Annotated in this window: 19 protein-coding genes and 4 pseudogenes; 1 reads left to right on the plus strand and 22 read right to left on the minus strand. The window is 33.4% G+C overall.

What is annotated here, in order from left to right:
* Nucleotides 1-19: 19 nt before the first annotated feature.
* Genes QM746_RS07145 through QM746_RS07160 form a run of 4 tightly spaced genes read right to left on the minus strand, consistent with a single transcriptional unit; the run spans nucleotide 20 to nucleotide 4697 of the window.
* Nucleotides 20-805 (minus strand): hypothetical protein, encoded by a 786-nt coding sequence (locus tag QM746_RS07145; RefSeq protein WP_414983586.1) that lies wholly within the window; start codon nucleotides 803-805, stop codon nucleotides 20-22.
* A 30-nt stretch (nucleotides 806-835) separates the two neighbouring features.
* Nucleotides 836-1567, minus strand: a complete 732-nt coding sequence (locus QM746_RS07150; protein ID WP_414983587.1) for an MIP/aquaporin family protein — start codon at nucleotides 1565-1567, stop codon at nucleotides 836-838.
* A 30-nt stretch (nucleotides 1568-1597) separates the two neighbouring features.
* Nucleotides 1598-3094: a glycerol kinase GlpK gene (gene glpK, locus QM746_RS07155; RefSeq protein ID WP_414983588.1), complete on the minus strand. Its 1497-nt coding sequence runs from the start codon at nucleotides 3092-3094 to the stop codon at nucleotides 1598-1600.
* Between the two features lie 34 nt (nucleotides 3095-3128).
* A complete protein-coding gene (locus QM746_RS07160) occupies nucleotides 3129-4697 on the minus strand; it encodes a glycerol-3-phosphate dehydrogenase/oxidase (RefSeq protein WP_414983589.1) in 1569 nt (522 codons plus the stop codon).
* 277 nt (nucleotides 4698-4974) lie between these two features.
* On the opposite strand from QM746_RS07160, the gene QM746_RS07165 reads away from it, so the two are divergent.
* Nucleotides 4975-5757 (plus strand): DeoR/GlpR family DNA-binding transcription regulator, encoded by a 783-nt coding sequence (locus tag QM746_RS07165; protein WP_414983590.1) that lies wholly within the window; start codon nucleotides 4975-4977, stop codon nucleotides 5755-5757.
* A gap of 13 nt (nucleotides 5758-5770) precedes the next feature.
* Here the strand turns inward: QM746_RS07165 and QM746_RS07170 are convergent, their stop codons facing one another.
* The 18 genes and pseudogenes from QM746_RS07170 to QM746_RS07255 form a co-directional block, all read right to left on the minus strand.
* On the minus strand, nucleotides 5771-6274 hold the full coding sequence (locus QM746_RS07170; RefSeq protein WP_414983591.1) for a hypothetical protein: 504 nt from the start codon (nucleotides 6272-6274) through the stop codon (nucleotides 5771-5773).
* Nucleotides 6274-7611, minus strand: coding sequence for a PDZ domain-containing protein (locus tag QM746_RS07175; RefSeq protein WP_414983592.1), 1338 nt, complete (start codon nucleotides 7609-7611; stop codon nucleotides 6274-6276). Before QM746_RS07175 ends, QM746_RS07170 begins: the two co-directional genes overlap by 1 nt.
* An 84-nt stretch (nucleotides 7612-7695) precedes the next feature.
* Nucleotides 7696-8274 carry a TMEM175 family protein gene (locus QM746_RS07180; RefSeq protein ID WP_414983593.1) on the minus strand — a complete coding sequence of 193 codons (579 nt, stop codon included), beginning with the start codon at nucleotides 8272-8274 and terminating at the stop codon, nucleotides 7696-7698.
* A 51-nt stretch (nucleotides 8275-8325) separates the two neighbouring features.
* Nucleotides 8326-8556 (minus strand): ClbS/DfsB family four-helix bundle protein, encoded by a 231-nt coding sequence (locus QM746_RS07185; protein WP_414985128.1) that lies wholly within the window; start codon nucleotides 8554-8556, stop codon nucleotides 8326-8328.
* A gap of 109 nt (nucleotides 8557-8665) precedes the next feature.
* On the minus strand, nucleotides 8666-8860 hold the full coding sequence (locus tag QM746_RS07190; protein ID WP_414983594.1) for a ClbS/DfsB family four-helix bundle protein: 195 nt from the start codon (nucleotides 8858-8860) through the stop codon (nucleotides 8666-8668).
* A gap of 149 nt (nucleotides 8861-9009) precedes the next feature.
* Nucleotides 9010-9234, minus strand: a pseudogene (locus QM746_RS07195) (DUF6943 family protein); the annotation flags it as partial.
* Between the two features lie 202 nt (nucleotides 9235-9436).
* Nucleotides 9437-10510, minus strand: a complete 1074-nt coding sequence (locus tag QM746_RS07200; RefSeq protein ID WP_414982717.1) for a transposase — start codon at nucleotides 10508-10510, stop codon at nucleotides 9437-9439.
* Complete coding sequence (locus QM746_RS07205) at nucleotides 10449-10964, minus strand: transposase (RefSeq protein ID WP_414982716.1); 516 nt, start codon at nucleotides 10962-10964, stop codon at nucleotides 10449-10451. Before QM746_RS07205 ends, QM746_RS07200 begins: the two co-directional genes overlap by 62 nt.
* A gap of 24 nt (nucleotides 10965-10988) precedes the next feature.
* Entirely contained in the window at nucleotides 10989-11240 is a 252-nt protein-coding gene (locus QM746_RS07210; RefSeq protein ID WP_414983595.1) for a hypothetical protein, read from the minus strand.
* A 33-nt stretch (nucleotides 11241-11273) separates the two neighbouring features.
* Nucleotides 11274-11717: pseudogene (locus QM746_RS07215) on the minus strand (BT4734/BF3469 family protein); the annotation flags it as partial.
* 28 nt (nucleotides 11718-11745) lie between these two features.
* Entirely contained in the window at nucleotides 11746-11943 is a 198-nt protein-coding gene (locus QM746_RS07220; RefSeq protein ID WP_414983596.1) for a hypothetical protein, read from the minus strand.
* A 489-nt stretch (nucleotides 11944-12432) separates the two neighbouring features.
* Nucleotides 12433-12645, minus strand: a complete 213-nt coding sequence (locus tag QM746_RS07225; protein WP_414983597.1) for a hypothetical protein — start codon at nucleotides 12643-12645, stop codon at nucleotides 12433-12435.
* A 17-nt stretch (nucleotides 12646-12662) separates the two neighbouring features.
* The gene (locus tag QM746_RS07230; protein ID WP_414983598.1) at nucleotides 12663-13088 is read right to left on the minus strand and encodes a hypothetical protein; all 426 of its coding nucleotides are present in this window, start codon (nucleotides 13086-13088) and stop codon (nucleotides 12663-12665) included.
* Nucleotides 13089-13109: 21 nt separating this feature from the next.
* Nucleotides 13110-13794 (minus strand): annotated as a pseudogene (locus tag QM746_RS07235) (YggS family pyridoxal phosphate-dependent enzyme).
* Between the two features lie 103 nt (nucleotides 13795-13897).
* Nucleotides 13898-14194 carry a hypothetical protein gene (locus QM746_RS07240; protein WP_414983599.1) on the minus strand — a complete coding sequence of 99 codons (297 nt, stop codon included), beginning with the start codon at nucleotides 14192-14194 and terminating at the stop codon, nucleotides 13898-13900.
* Nucleotides 14195-14221: 27 nt separating this feature from the next.
* Nucleotides 14222-14473: an antibiotic biosynthesis monooxygenase family protein gene (locus tag QM746_RS07245; RefSeq protein ID WP_414983600.1), complete on the minus strand. Its 252-nt coding sequence runs from the start codon at nucleotides 14471-14473 to the stop codon at nucleotides 14222-14224.
* Nucleotides 14474-14565: 92 nt separating this feature from the next.
* Entirely contained in the window at nucleotides 14566-14904 is a 339-nt protein-coding gene (locus tag QM746_RS07250; RefSeq protein ID WP_414985129.1) for a GNAT family N-acetyltransferase, read from the minus strand.
* A pseudogene (locus QM746_RS07255) lies at nucleotides 14843-15079 on the minus strand (Arm DNA-binding domain-containing protein); the annotation flags it as partial. The pseudogene QM746_RS07255 and the gene QM746_RS07250, both read right to left, overlap by 62 nt.
* Nucleotides 15080-15193 lie beyond the last annotated feature (114 nt).

Consider the following 15193-nt stretch of genomic DNA (forward strand, 5'->3'; position numbering starts at 1 on the left):
TGGGTATGTTGAAATATCTCTAAAATAGAGTAGTAGCTATTTGAATTCTTGCAAATTTGCTTGTAGGATTCCACATAGTAGTCATAGAAACAGGTAGTTTTTTATTAAATACCGTGATGTTTTTGCTAGCGGTAACCCCTACGTTTACTACTTGGAAATTGTTTTCTCCGTTTCCGTATAGAGAGTAGTTTCCTTCTTTTCCGTTGAAGACAAATGCGCTTCCAACGAAACCATTTAAATTAACAGTTGAATTTTTAATGAATGGATAAGAAAGTTCTACATAAGTAGAGTATTTATTTTTATCATAGTCTCCATTGTCATTATAAAGAGCATCTGCACTACCATACAATAAAACGTCTGCTTCAATTTTTAATGGAAATTTTTCGGGGAGTTGATAAGATGTTCTAAGGTCTATAATGTGTTTGGTTCTGCTTTTTGCGTATCCATAAATATCGTTTGCTCCTAAATATGCTTCTCTTCTAGAGTTGTATAAATCCCAAACGCCGATAGATAAATTATTCTTTTCATATTTTAAGAAATAGTTAATTTCTTTATAGTGGGTTCCGTCTGCTTCGTTAGAGATAGAAGTTCCGCCCCATACGCCAAGTTTCAAAGATTTTTCTTTGTTAAGAGATAAACTTGCCATTGCAGAAACCATTGGTTTGTCTGAGATGATTAAACCTCTCCAAAGGTGATTGGTTTGTATACCAGCTGTAAATTCTAAAGGGCTTTGTTTTAAACTATCTGTCTGAGCGTAAGATATAAATGGAAGAACGAGTAATCCAATTTTTATAAATTTTTTCATTCTTTTTTGATTTAATAAAGTTGAATAAAACTATTGCAATGCAAGGTAAAGTAGTGCTGCTAATACTGCGCCTGTTAATGGTGCAATTACAGGAATCCATGCATATCCCCAATCGCTGTTGCCTTTTACAGGAAGAATAGAATGCATAATTCTAGGGCCTAAATCTCTTGCAGGGTTTATTGCGTAGCCAGTAGTTCCACCTAATGCTAAACCAATTACCCAAACGATAATAGAAACTGGTAATGCTCCTATAGTACCTAATCCTATTTTTGCGTCTCCTGTTACTTCTGTTGAAAAAGATGGACCTGCAATATAAAATACGGCAAATACTAAAACAAAAGTTCCTATAAGTTCTGAAATAAAATTAGAAAAAGTATTTCTGATGGCAGGACCTGTACTGAAACAAGCTAGTTTTCCTCCTTCATCTTCTGTAATTTTGAAATGGTCTTTGTAGAAAAGCCATACCAAAAATGCGCCTATCATTGCTCCAATCATTTCACCGGCTAAATAAGTAGGAACGCTTTCCCAAGGAAATAAACCGGCTGTTGCTAAGCCTATAGTAACTGCTGGGTTTAGGTGTGCTCCGCTAATTGGGCCAGCTATGGTAACGCCTGCAAAAACTGCAAATGCCCAAGCTGTGGTAATTACAATCCAACCAGAATTGTTTCCTTTTGTGTCTTTAAGTACTACGTTTGCTACTACGCCGTTTCCTAAAAGAATAAGAATTGCTGTGCCGATGATTTCGGCTATAAATGGTGTCATAAATATAGGTATTAAATTGTTATTTTTTGATTATTCTTCAATCCAATTTCTTGTTCTTTCCACCGCTTTATGCCAATAGTGCAATTCCTTTTCTACTTGTTCTTTATCTCTTTTTGGATAGAATTCTTTATCTACAATCCATTGATTTTGAATTTCTTCTATGTTTTTCCAGAAACCTACTGCTAAACCAGCAAGATAAGCTGCTCCCAATGCTGTAGTTTCTAATGTTTGAGGTCTAATAATTTTAAATCCGAATAAATCTGATTGAATTTGCATTAAAAGATTACTTGCAGAAGCTCCACCATCAACTCTTAATTCTACACTTTCTTCTTTTGCATCTGCTTCCATAGCTTTCACTACATCATATACTTGGAAAGCAATACCTTCTAATGTTGCTCTTGCGATGTGCGCATCTGTAGTTCCTCTGGTGATACCGATAATTGCACCTCTGGCATATTGATCCCAATATGGAGCTCCAAGTCCTGTAAGAGCTGGCACAAAATATACGCCTCCGTTATCTTTTACGGTATCTGCTAAAGAGTTAACTCCTGGAGCTGTTTTTACTACTCTAGCTCCGTCTCTTAGCCATTGAACTGCTGCTCCTCCTACAAAAACGCTTCCTTCTAATGCGTAAGTAGTTTCTCCGTTAATTTTCCAAGCTACAGTTGTAAGTAGATTATTTTCTGAGTAAACTGCTTTGTTTCCTGTATTCATTAATAAGAAACATCCTGTTCCGTAAGTATTTTTTACCATTCCTGGTTTTGTACACATTTGCCCGAATAATGCTGCTTGTTGGTCTCCTGCGATACCAGAAATTGGAATTTTTGTTGAAAATAGAGTAGTAGAGGTTTCTCCGTAGATTTCGCTACTTTGTTTTACTTCTGGTAAAATGGCTCTTGGGATGTCTAAAAGTTGTAATAATTCTTCGTCCCATTCCATTTTATGAATATTGAAAAGCATGGTTCTACTTGCATTAGAAACGTCTGTGATAAACATTTTTCCTCTGGTGAGTTTCCAAACAAGCCAAGTATCTATTGTGCCGAAGCAAAGTTTTCCTTCTTCAGCTAATTCTCTAGCTCCTTCTACGTTGTCTAAAATCCATTTCAGTTTTGTGCCAGAAAAATAAGCATCTAAAATTAAACCTGTTTTTTCTTTAATTAATTGAGCTTTACCTTCGCTTTTTAATTGGTCGCAATATTTTGCAGTACGTCTGTCTTGCCAAACGATAGCGTTGTATATAGGTTCGCTGGTTTCTCTGTTCCAAACTACGGTAGTTTCTCTTTGGTTGGTAATTCCAATAGCTGCAATTTCTTTTCCAGAAACACCAGTTTTGGCGATTACTTCTGCGGCAACGGAGATTTGAGAAGACCAAATTTCGTTAGGGTCGTGTTCTACCCAACCTGGTTGAGGAAAAATTTGTTCGAATGGTTTTTGAGATACTTCTATAATTTGACCGCTGTGGTCGAAAACGATAGCTCTAGAAGATGTGGTGCCTTGGTCTAAAGCTAGGATTAATTTGTCTTGCATGATGTTTATTTATTTTAGTAGTGTTACAATATTTCTAAATATGTGTATGGTATATTTCTGCAATATTTTTGAAACTTTCTATTTCGTTTTTTTGCCAAACTTCATCCTTTCCTAGTTCTTTAGCCATTACTTCGGCAACAATTGGAGCAATTCTTACAGCTTCTTTTTGGTCTAGAAGTAATAATCTTGTTCTTCTAGATAAAAAATCTTCAATGTTAATTGCCATTTCATTTTTTACAGCCCAAACAATTTGCGCTTTAATAATGTTTTGTTCTTTGCTAATTATCTCATTTCCATTTTCAATTTCTTTTGATAATTCTAATATTTTTTCTTTGTCTGTACCATAGTAATACATTGGGTCTTTGTAATCTATGTCTTTTCTGTATCCGTGAATTTTAAGATGTTCTGTATTGCTTTTTTTATGAGGAACTTTCATAATTTCTTCGGCTTTTTCTACTACGTCTTCGCCCATTTTACGATAAGTTGTCCATTTTCCTCCAATAATACTTACCAATCCAGATTCTGAAGTGATTACTTTGTGGCTTCTAGATACTTCTTTGGTTTTAGCGCCTTCTTTGGTTGCAGCTAAAGGTCTTAAACCTGCAAAAACACTCAAAATGTCTTTTCTAGTTGGTGCAGGATTCATATATCCTCTTGCTGTTTCTAAAATGAAATTAATCTCTTGCTCTGTTGGTTTTGGCTCTAGAGATTCTTGTTTTACAGGAGTATCTGTAGTTCCTAAAATGATTTTATTGTGCCAAGGAACTGCAAAAAGAACTCTTCCGTCTGATGTTTTTGGAATCATGATTGCAGAATCTGTTGGACAGAATTTTTTATCAATCATAATATGTACACCTTGACTTGGGCTAATGGTTTTGTCATCAGTTCCGTGATCCATTTTGTTAATATCGTCTGCAAAAACTCCAGTTGCATTTACGATTGCTTTCGTTTTTGTTTCAAATTCTTTGCTTGTTTCGGTGTCTTGAAAGATTACTCCGTTTAATTTTCCGTTGGCATCTTTTTTAAGTTTAATAACTTTAGCGTAATTTAAAACTGTAGCGCCGTTTTCAATAGCGGTTTGAGCCATGTTTAGGGCAAGTCTAGAATCGTCGAATTGTCCGTCATGATAAAGGATTCCTCCTTTTAGTCCTTTTTTTTTGATGGTTGGTAATCTTTTTATTGTTTCTGATTTGCTAATCGGAACAGACTTACCTAAGCTGAGTTTACCAGCTAAAAGATCGTAAAATTTTAAACCAACTGTATATAATAGTTTGTCCCACCAAGTGTAAATTGGGATTACGAAGGAAAGGTTTTTGGTAAGATGCGGTGCGTTTTGAAGTAATAATCCTCTTTCTTTACATGCTTCTCTTACTAGGTCTACGTATCCTTGAGCTAAATATCTTACACCTCCGTGTACAAGTTTTGTACTTTTGCTAGATGTAGATTTTGCAAAATCGCTTTGTTCTAAAAGCAAAGTTTTATATCCTCTTGTTGCAGCTTCAATTGCTGTTCCTAAGCCTGTGGCTCCTCCTCCTATTATTACGAAGTCCCATGTTGTTTGGTTTTGGTCTTCGAAGTTCTTTAAAATTTCTGCTCGTAACATTTTATTAAATTTTCTTTTACAAATCTATAAAATGAAATAATACGAAACAATATGATCTTCGTTATATTTTGATTTTTTCTGAAAATTCTTTTGATTTGATTTTTTAAAATTATAAATATTTTATTTAAATAATTGATTTACAGTTTTTTAAATGTTTATTTTGCTTTGTTTTTGTTTTTGAAATAAAACGAAAGTTGATAAAAGTCATAATAATATGTAATGTTTCGATTGAGAAACTATTTAATTTGTTTTGCTTTGTTAAGTTTCCTATATTTGAATGAATATTATTTTAGCCATGAATATCACACAAAGACATCAGGAAATTCTAGCTGTAATAAAACAAGAGAAGCATATTACAGTATCCGAAATATCTAAGCTACTTGGTGTATCAGAAGTTACTATTCGAAAGGATTTTAATTATCTGGAAGAGAAAAATTTAATATATAGACATCACGGTGGAGCTAGCCTCAATAATCCTTATGTGGTAGATTTGCCTGTAAGTCAAAAACAAAACATTAAGATTGAAGAAAAGAACCGAATTGCTGAGAAAGCTGTGGGTTTTATAGAAGATAATGATGTAGTGATTTTGGGCTCTGGAACTACCATTTATAATATGGTGAACTATATTTCTAAAGAAAAAAATATCACAGTTATTACTTCATCTTTGTTAATTGCTGCAAGATTGTGCGAGTTTCATAATGTTACGATTATACAATTGGGCGGAAGTGTAAGATATTCTTCGCAATCTACAGTGGGACCAAATGCGCAAGAAATGATGATGCAATTTTCTGCAAATAAATTGTTCTTGGGAGTAGATGGTATTGATGAAGATTTTGGTGTTTCTACTTCTAATATTGAGGAAGCGTATCTAAATCAAATAATGATTAAAAATACTACAAAAACATTTTTGCTTTCTGATGAATCCAAATTTGGAAAAAAAGGTTTGGGTAGAATTTGCAGTCTGAAAGATGTAGATTGTCTTATTACCAATCAAAAAGTTGAAGAAAGTTTTGAAAGTGTTTTGAAAAAATTTGGAGTTAATATTATTGTTACAGATTGATAAATTCAAATTTTTATAAATCTTCAATTGTTTTTTCTGCAAAATCTCTTAGTTGTTCCATTTCAGATTTTGCCTTTATTTGTCCAATTTTTGTAGCAAAAAAGGAAATAAGTAAAAGGATTATAGCTAATATTGCAACATGAATTGCCCAAGGGAAATCTGTACTTTTTATTTGTTTGGTGACAAACCAAATCGTAATAAAAACCATAAAAGTAATACTGAAAATAAAATATAAAAACATAAAAAACGTCCAGACAGCAGCGCTTGGTCCAAAAACTCCTCTTATCACAGTTTGGTGATTTTCTTTTTCAATTCTAAGAGAAAGATAAGGTTTCCAGAATTCGTTATGCTCTGTTTTTATCCAAATATTGGCAACTTCATTATTGATGTTTCCTTGTAAATTCTCTTTGTGAAGAGCAAGCAAAGACTTAATTTTTTGAGCACAAATTTCAGTATCAAAATCTGTATAAATTTTGAATCTTGGTCTTGTTCTTAGTGAATTAAGTTTCTCTTCCATCAGTTTTCTTGAAAAGGGATTGGGTCTTTTAAAACAAATTCTTTCAATAAAGTTACAGAATTTCGCAATAGCTTTATTTTAATTTTTCTATTTTCCTCCGAAAGAAAAACTTCATTAATCTGTTGAAGTGTCATGTCAGAGGTTTTTTTACCATTAATTTCAAGCAATTTGTCTTCTTTTTTTATTTCTGCAAAATATGCTGGCGAATTTTCTCTTACACCAACCACTGAATATTCTGGTTTTAGAATGAATTTATACTGAAAATCACTTACAGCATTGTAAACATTGATGTCATTTTTGGAAGATTCTTTAGGTTTTGGTGTATCTACTTTTACCATATCACTTTCCCATTTCATGCCGTCGTGTTTTATGTCTAATCCACTCATATTGAATTTGAAAGGGTCTTTTACTGTTTTACTTTTTTTGATGTAAAGATTATTGTTTGGGTAATCAAAAACGATTGTAAATCTTTTTAAAATATCAGAACCAATAGAGCCAATTCTGCCTTTTGCAAAATTCATAGATTTTACAGATTCTTCGCTTGGCATAGAAACAATAGGTTCGTTTAGAGTGCTTTTCCCTAATTTTACAGCGTGTATTCGGCTTCTTTTTCCATAAATATCTCCGTTGAATCCTCTTCCCAAAAAATCGTCAATATTAGGTCTATTATAATTGAAATGAGGAATTCTGTTTGGAAAAAGCCAAAGAGCATCGCTATTTCCCAAATCTACAAGCATTTTTGCTGGGAAAAAATCTTTCGATTGCTGAACTTCTGTTACCAAATAAGGTTTTTGACCTTCAATAGAAATGGGTAATTTCTCGAATTTTTTTAGTTTCTTTTCATTGAAAAACTTTTCGTTGTAAACGGTTATAACATGTCTTTCGAAATCTATTTTAATTGGTTGGTTTTTAAAAAAATGATAACCGATAATGCCATTTACAGGAATACCTACGTGAGAAGAGAAGTTGAATTCTTCATCTAAAACAATATAAATAGTGTGGTCTTTGTCTATAAATTCTTTGTTGAGTTTTAGTGTGTTTTTAGTAGATTTAATACCTTCTACATAAGTGCTTCCTCCTAAGCCAGTGAAATTCACTTTTTCAACATTTTCGAAAGAAATATCTTTATTTTCTAGGCTGAAAAGTATGGTTTCGGCAACGCCTGTGTCTAATAAAAAAGTGAGATTTACTTCATTGATTTTCAAATCAATAAATGCCAAATTGTTAATCTGCTTAAACGGAATTTCAATTTTCTTTTTATTATCTAAAATTTGAAAACCTGTTTGAGCATTGATGAATACTACAGAAAATATCAATATGAATTTTATGAATTTCATTCATTTAAATTACGAAGAAATTGAATATCTCTGTAAAATAATTAACAAAATTCTATAAAATACGCACTAGCGTCTATGAAATGTTTAAGATTTGTATAATTTTTCAATTCTTTTATCCGGAATTAACCACATAAATGCTACAATTGCATAAAATAAAATCCCAAATTCTGAACGTATGAAAGAGAATGTTATTCCTAAAATGTAAAAAATTACAGAAAGTTTGCCTTTCAAATCGTTTCCAATTGCTTTTGCAAAATGAGAACTATTACCTTCGTTTTTAATAATTAATTTTACCAAAATCCAATAACTGACGGCGTTCATGAGAAGTACAAAACCATACAAAATTACAGGGTTTTGTTCGAAATTATGTTCTCCCATCCATGCAGTAGCAACGGGAATTAAAGAAAGCCAAAATAAGAGTCCTAAATTACTCCATAATATTGTTCCTGTTACTCCATTTTTTATTGCTTGAAACATGTGATGGTGGTTGTTCCAGTAAATTCCGACATAGATGAAACTAAGAATGTAACTTAAAAATTTGGGCAATAATTCTAATAATGAATGCCATTCTGTAGATTCTGGAGCTTTTATTTCTAAAATCATAATGGTGATGATGATTGCTAAAACTCCGTCCGAAAATGCCTCTAATCTAGATTTTGTCATCTTTGTTTTTTTCAAAAATAGTAAAAAACTTTGACAAATTTTCAAAATTTGTCAAAGAAAAAACTCCCGAAATTTTCGGATGTTATATTCTTTTTTCCATTTGCGAATTCTCCCTCTTGCATTGGTATAAGGCGAAGACGTGTTAAACAGAATCATTCTTCCTAAAGTCCATTTCTCATACCAGGAAACTTCATATAATACGGTATTAGATTTTTGCTCAATTAGATTAAGAATTTTAGAAACCGTTTCATCTAACTTACTGCACAATGTATTGAATTCAATGACTTCATAATCCTTGTAAAACTTCTGAGCTAACTTGCCTAGTTCATTCTATTTATACCTGGTTTCAGGAAAATCTACTGGTTCATTGTTATCTTTTTTTTGATTCCATTTAAGTACTAATTCTCCCCCATCCAATCAAATAAGAAATAAGATTATTGATACTCATTGTAGTATCTTTTGCGTGTCCTTCTAAATCTGTGACGGTAGTTAATTCAACAGGAATGGTCGATAATTCCTTTTTCAGCTTGTTGTAATTTGTTTCAATTGCCTTTTGTAATTCTTCTTTATTAACTGGTACTGCCATAATCGGGTGAAATAGATTTTACCAAATTTACAAAAGCTATTAAAGATTTTACTTAAAATAAGAAATGATCTGCTTCCCGTTTTTTGATCAGGTGCGGTTATGTGTCCTTTATATGGCTTACATTGTGCTTATATAGGTTAAACAAAAAGCTATCTTTTTAAATGTCTTGCAATATAAATACGTTTCAGTTCTGAAATCAAAAGTAATTGCTCATATATTGCACGCTCTTTTTGCTCTAAAGTTTTTACTTTCCGAATATCATTGGTAAATACTTGCTCTTTGCCTTGTATGTGTTTGATTTGTTCAAAAACGAAGTTTTTAAAATCGCCTATGCGGATGAATGGAATGATCGAACCAACTAATAGTTGATAAAAGGCTTTTGTTTTCTATAATCCAAACAATAAACTGCGGTAAACATCCAATTCCTATGCCGTACTGCAGGAAACAATGGTAGCTGTTGCACAACTCCACTTTTTAGAAAATAATCATTAAAAAAGATAAAATTCAACCTCTTTAGAAGCAATTTTAGAGAGGTTTATTTTTAATTAAGATTCAAAATGCGTAAAATTGGAGTGCTTAAAATTGAGTTATTAATACTTGGAATGACTGATTTGTAAAAGCAAAGTTCTTCCCTTGTTTTAGAGATAGTACTTGAGCTAAAATACTCGATTTTTTGGTGATAAAGCGCAAGTATTTTTTCAAGTTGTAAGTTAAACTTGCCATGAGTACATGTTTGTTCGCATTTTTGATGCCTCTTGTATTTACTCTTTTCATGTTGGTGAAGTTGACCAACGTTCCAATAACGGGTTCCACGGTTTTACTGCGTACTCTTACCATTTTCTTGGCATAATTTGCATTATGGGTAAGCTTTTGATGCATCCTATCGTAATGTTCTTTGTGGATGCTGTCGTCTATTTTTTTAAACTTGGTACTTTTGCCACAACAAGGCTCTCTTAGTGGGCAGTTTTTGCAATCACTCTCGCTGCTTCGGTACGTTCGTTTGGTGTAACCCTTACTATCCATTTTCTCGCCTTTGAAAAGGAGTTTGGCTTGCTTACCTTCGGGTTTTGTACATTGGTAATAGTTTTCTTCTTTGTGGTAGGTAAAACCCTCTCGCTCTGCTTTGTATTGTCCGAAATTTGGAATATAAGCATTGATGTTTTTTTTGTGTAAATATGCCAATGCTTCGCCACTGCTGTAACCGCCGTCTGCTAAGAGTTCTTCTAATTCTATTCCGTTTTCGTTTAAGTTTTCTTCGGTAAGTTCTACTATTTGTTCTAAACATTGGCTATCGCGTTTATCTGCAAAATCTGAACATGCGCCGGTGATGACATGATGTGCATCATCTACTGCAATTTGTCCAAAATAGTTGAGTTGTCTCGCTTTACATGGTTTTACGCTCACTCTGGCATCGCTATCTGTGGGAGAATAATGGGTGTGATTGGACAGATATTTCGGGCGGATTAGATTCCCGTTTTCGTCTAGCTTTTTACCATTGCTATTGCCGGGCATTCCTTTGTAGGTTTCTTTTTTCCATGCGTGGTGCTGTTCTACGAGTTTCTTTCTGGTACTGGTGGTTTTAAATTCGCTATTTTCTTCTAATTCGTTGACAAATGCACTTGCATCTTCCAAAACTTCCTTCTCTAACACTGGCGTTGGCTTTAATAAAAACGCTGTCCACAGCTTGGCGTTTTCCACGAACCATGCCTTTATCTACACACATTTTTAGTACTTGTTTAAATAAATTTAAAAAGACTTCTTCGCCATACAAACCTCGTGTTCTACTGATGGTGCTGTGCCAAGGTAATTGTTCGTGAATATCGTATCCTAAATACAAGCGTATAGACAAACTATCGCTACAAAAGGCTATCAACTGTCTATCTGAGTTGATATTGTTTAAATATCCTACCAACAAAATCTTGAAGAATACTACTGGATCTATACTCTCTTGACCTTCTTTACCGTAATATTTTTGAGTAGATTTATAAATGAAATGTAAATCGAGTTCCGTTAACAATTTTCTATAATAATTATCCTCCGGAACTAGCATATCTAGACTGAGTTCGTAGAACAGTTGTGGTGTAAAGTGTTTTCGTCCTTGCATATTTAAATTTACGAAAATTTTATATCATAAATAACAGTTTTTAACTATATTTGAGTTGTGCAACAGGTACAATGGCTTACCGCTATTTAAACCTTTGGATAAGGCATAAAACTCAAATTCTGATTTTTGATTTTTTGGATTACTGTTTTTGCTGTGTTCATTGGTATTACTGTACGCACTTTTTACCGTTGCTATTACTTCGCTGGCATCGTAACCGTAATCAGACAAAATGTATCCTGCCAAAGGAACGCCTTTTCGATTGAGATTATTTGCCAACAGATGTACAAAATTATTCCGATTGCCATTGATTTAACTTTCCTTCTTTTCGGTAAATCTTATGCAATGTTCATATATTGCTAAATAATCAGTGTTGATAGGTTCTGTTATGAAGACTTCCTTTGATTGCTCCATATAAGGTCGCAAATCTTCGGTTGAAATTACCGGATAGATTTCTGCATTTTCATTCAGATACAAACCGGTATCGTAAGAAACAAAGCACAACCTTGTAATGTCTTTTCCTGATTTATCAATCGGGAGTTGAAGCAATTCTTCATAGTATTTCTGTAATAACAAAAAAGCTTCTTTATGGTTATCCTGTGATGAATTGACTTTAACCAGAATCTTCAATCCATTGCCTGAAGGACTTATAAAGTAAGAAAAGGTATAAAGATTTTCTTTTGCCAATGCTTTAGCATTGTGTAATTGTTCTTTGGAAAGCTTGTCAATATCCAATATCAACAACGGGTTATAAGCGGTAAGATATTCAGGTTTTCATCCGCCTTTAAAAGTTGCTGAGGGGGGTGAAAGCAGGCAAGGATTTCTTTGCACGCTCATACGCTTCCATTTTGTTTTCGGCTAATGATTTTCGCAGGTAAGTAATCACATTGATGTATTTACCTGTTTGGATGTCATGGAGTACCTCAATGATTTTCTGGTTTTGCACCACTTCATTGAAGTTCTGAAAGATACTTGCTACCATAGTTCTGATGTTTTGAGGTTAACACTATTTTTTAGCAAAAACTTTGTTGTAGTGTTCATGCAAAAGCTTTTCTACATAAGATAGTTTATAGTAAATCTTGTTTCCCATCTATGAGAATGAAATACGCCCTTCATCAGATAAAATTACTGCTTCCATTTTCTAAAAATTTTATGGTTATGGAAGCAAAGGACTGCAACGATACAAAGTCAAAAAATCCCGAAATAGTCTTTCGGGACAATGTTTATTTACAGCAATTTATCAATATCTATCCGCTTATGTGGTTTGGGGTGTTTATCGGATTTGGAAGGTGTGATAACCGTTTTAATGGTTTCGGGACTTAATTCTTGTCCGTTTTTATCTACGAATGAGTTTACGATGACTGCGACAAAATCATTGATATTAACTTCCAGAATGGGTTTACCGTTTACAAATAACTCTCTGTGTAACTGGTAAAATATATCCACAAGCTATTGATGTTGCAATTTATTTTTAGTTTATTGAACGGAATGCCTTTGCATTTTTTCTCATTTGTTGTTTAGAAAATTCATCGGTTAGACGAATTAAATGCTGTATCTGGTCTATTTCCTTTTGACACTGATCTGAATAATTGGGTAATTTGGGATTGATGAAATCGATGCTTGCCTGTTCGTAATCAAACTTTTCATTGGTCAAAAACATTATTTTTTCGGTGTAATCTTCCATGCCGTTTACTGTACTTTTTACTTCTCTGAATGAAAAATACCGTTCCTCACATTCGGCATTGATATATTGCATTGGTGGCTTTCGTCTTGCATGACGATTACGTGTAATTCCTTTCGTTTGCTCTCTATGATGGTGTGACACTTCATCATTCGTCCACGCATTGTTCTACTCACAAACATTTCTTCATTTTCCGAAATCAGCTTCTCAAATTTGTTGAGCCATTTTATAGGGTCGGCAACAAAATCACAATGGTGCGTAAAGAAATCAGGTAACTTGGCATAAGGCAGTTTTAGGATTTTGTTTATCAGTTCCTGACAATACGCATTATTATCAATCACATTTTCCTGTAAAATATCAAACAAAGCATTATCAGACTGGTCTTTTGGAACATCCAATTGTTCGGGAAATTGAACCGTATGTTTTATTTGATAGTTACTTGGCATATTTTTTTATTTATTCTCATTCTAATAATAGCTATCGGGGTATATCCTTTGCCTGAAAATAGCCGTACCTACTCTTATAATGGTTGCTCCCTCAGCAATGGCGGTTTCTATATCGTTACTCATTCCCATTGATAACTCCTGCATTTCTACATTAGGGATATTTAGGGCAATGATTTGCTGTTGAATATCTTTAAGCAATCGGAAATACTTACGCACTTTTTCTGTTTCGGCACTAAACAGACCTATAGTCATCAAGCCTTTATTTTCAACATATCAAACTGTGCAACCTGTTTTATCATCGGGATTTACGCCAAATTTGCTTTCTTCAAATGATGTATTTACCTGTATCAGTACTTCTATGATTTTGTTCTCAAACTGTAATCGTTGGTGTAATTTTTCTGCCAAATCCAATCGGTCAAGTGATTGAATACAAGTAAATCATATTTTAGAATATCTTTTATTTTGTTGGTCTACAAATGCCTATAAAATGGTTGGTGTGCGGAATTTCTTTTAAGGATTCGTGTTTTTCTTTGAGTTCCTGCACTTTGTTTTCTGCTATCAATGTGTGTCCAGTTTGTAATGCTATTTTTATACGTTCTGCATCAACGGTTTTTGTGGCTAAAAGTAATTTTACATCATTTGGATTTTTCCCACTTTTTAAGCAAGCATTGTTGATGCGTTTTAGAATGAGATTTTTTTCTTTCATTATTATTTCAAATCTTCTACGTTATCCAATGCATAGCATTGTTCCCATTGTGTCATTCCAATTTTAGGATAATAGCCAATAGCTTTTGGGGCTGCCAATAAAATCAATTTTGCTTTTGGTGTATGTTTTTTTTGTTATTCGAATGAGTTCTTTGCTTATTTCCATTTTCATCTACAGCTAAATCTGAAAGATAGGTACAGTAAACAAAATCCGTTAATAACCTTGATACTCCAATCAATTTTTCGTTATCTCTTACGGTTGCGATTAGGTTTGCGTGTTTTAGCATTCTTACTATTCTTTCGGGTTTGTTTACAGGTCTTCTTTCTCCTAATGTAGAATTTAATAATACTTGCGTAAATTCTTCTTCCTCAATTTTTTCTTCAATTTGGTACGTTATCATATTTGCTATTTTTTTGAATTGTTGTTTTTAAAATATGCTGTCTTCGGGTGCTTGTTCTCTTTCTGTCATTCTGTAATCTCTGATTACTGTGGCTACACGCAATCTGTAATTTTCAAATACTGAATTTCGTCCTTTTTCTTGTGCGTTTCTGTGTAGTGTTGCATTTCGCCATTGTCTTACACTTTCTTCATTTTCCCAAAAAGAGAGTGAGAGAATTTTGTCAGGATTAACCAAACTTTGAAAGCGTTCGATAGAAATAAAAACCGAAATTTCACTCAATTCGGGTTTTAATTCTTATGCGATGTCTAAATATTTTTCTACTTTTCCGTTTATCGGATATACTTCAAATATTACAGCTATCATATTTTTCTTTATTTCCACCAATGATAATAGTTGTGTAATCCGTCATATTCAAATCCACAACGTGGATATAGTTTATTACCTATGTCGTTTGTTTTTTCGATTTCAAGCATTAATCCGGAAGCTCCTGTTTTTTCACGCCATTGTTTTGCTCTGTCTATCAATGCTACAGAAAGCCCTTTTCCTCTGTAATCTGGGTGGACAAACAAATCGCTCAACAACCATTGTTTCTCTAATTTAGCATAGTGAAATAATTTGTATAACTGTACAAATCCCACTGCTTTTCCTTTAATAGCTTCTTTGAGCTTTCTGGCTGAAACTGATTTCCTGGTTCTTTCGTGGTCTGCTATCTGTGCCTAGGCATCCGCTACCTTTTGAGCTAAGAAAGCATTCATTCTGGCACTGTTGGGGTAGTTCTTTTTTGAGTTTCTGTTTTGCTTCATCCCATTCACTAACTTTTGCTTTAACTCCGGTAGTGACAAACTTTGCTTTGTGATCCTTGATTAACCTTATGTAGATAGGGCTTTGTCCTGTTGCACCTTCCTGTTGTTGTACGTTGTACTAATTTTATTGAAGCCATTATAAAACAGTATTTGGATTGTTGTACTATTTATTTTATTGGTGTTTCAAAGTGATACT

It is taken from the genome of Cloacibacterium sp. (genome assembly GCF_047601505.1).
Classification (GTDB): Bacteria; Bacteroidota; Bacteroidia; order Flavobacteriales; family Weeksellaceae; genus Cloacibacterium.

Excerpts from the sequence above, each read along its gene's own strand:
- QM746_RS07225 (WP_414983597.1), bottom strand. The coding sequence starts at position 12,645 with ATGGAAGATTACACCGAAAAAATAATGTTTTTGACCAATGAAAAGTTT.
- QM746_RS07205 (WP_414982716.1), bottom strand. The coding sequence starts at position 10,964 with ATGCAAGGACGAAAACACTTTACACCACAACTGTTCTACGAACTCAGT.
- QM746_RS07160 (WP_414983589.1), bottom strand. The coding sequence starts at position 4,697 with ATGTTACGAGCAGAAATTTTAAAGAACTTCGAAGACCAAAACCAAACA.
- QM746_RS07190 (WP_414983594.1), bottom strand. The coding sequence starts at position 8,860 with ATGGCAGTACCAGTTAATAAAGAAGAATTACAAAAGGCAATTGAAACA.
- QM746_RS07180 (WP_414983593.1), bottom strand. The coding sequence starts at position 8,274 with ATGACAAAATCTAGATTAGAGGCATTTTCGGACGGAGTTTTAGCAATC.
- QM746_RS07220 (WP_414983596.1), bottom strand. The coding sequence starts at position 11,943 with ATGGTAGCAAGTATCTTTCAGAACTTCAATGAAGTGGTGCAAAACCAG.
- glpK (WP_414983588.1), bottom strand. The coding sequence starts at position 3,094 with ATGCAAGACAAATTAATCCTAGCTTTAGACCAAGGCACCACATCTTCT.
- QM746_RS07240 (WP_414983599.1), bottom strand. The coding sequence starts at position 14,194 with ATGATAACGTACCAAATTGAAGAAAAAATTGAGGAAGAAGAATTTACG.
- QM746_RS07150 (WP_414983587.1), bottom strand. The coding sequence starts at position 1,567 with ATGACACCATTTATAGCCGAAATCATCGGCACAGCAATTCTTATTCTT.
- QM746_RS07170 (WP_414983591.1), bottom strand. The coding sequence starts at position 6,274 with ATGGAAGAGAAACTTAATTCACTAAGAACAAGACCAAGATTCAAAATT.
- QM746_RS07175 (WP_414983592.1), bottom strand. The coding sequence starts at position 7,611 with ATGAAATTCATAAAATTCATATTGATATTTTCTGTAGTATTCATCAAT.
- QM746_RS07145 (WP_414983586.1), bottom strand. The coding sequence starts at position 805 with ATGAAAAAATTTATAAAAATTGGATTACTCGTTCTTCCATTTATATCT.
- QM746_RS07165 (WP_414983590.1), top strand. The coding sequence starts at position 4,975 with ATGAATATTATTTTAGCCATGAATATCACACAAAGACATCAGGAAATT.
- QM746_RS07230 (WP_414983598.1), bottom strand. The coding sequence starts at position 13,088 with ATGCCAAGTAACTATCAAATAAAACATACGGTTCAATTTCCCGAACAA.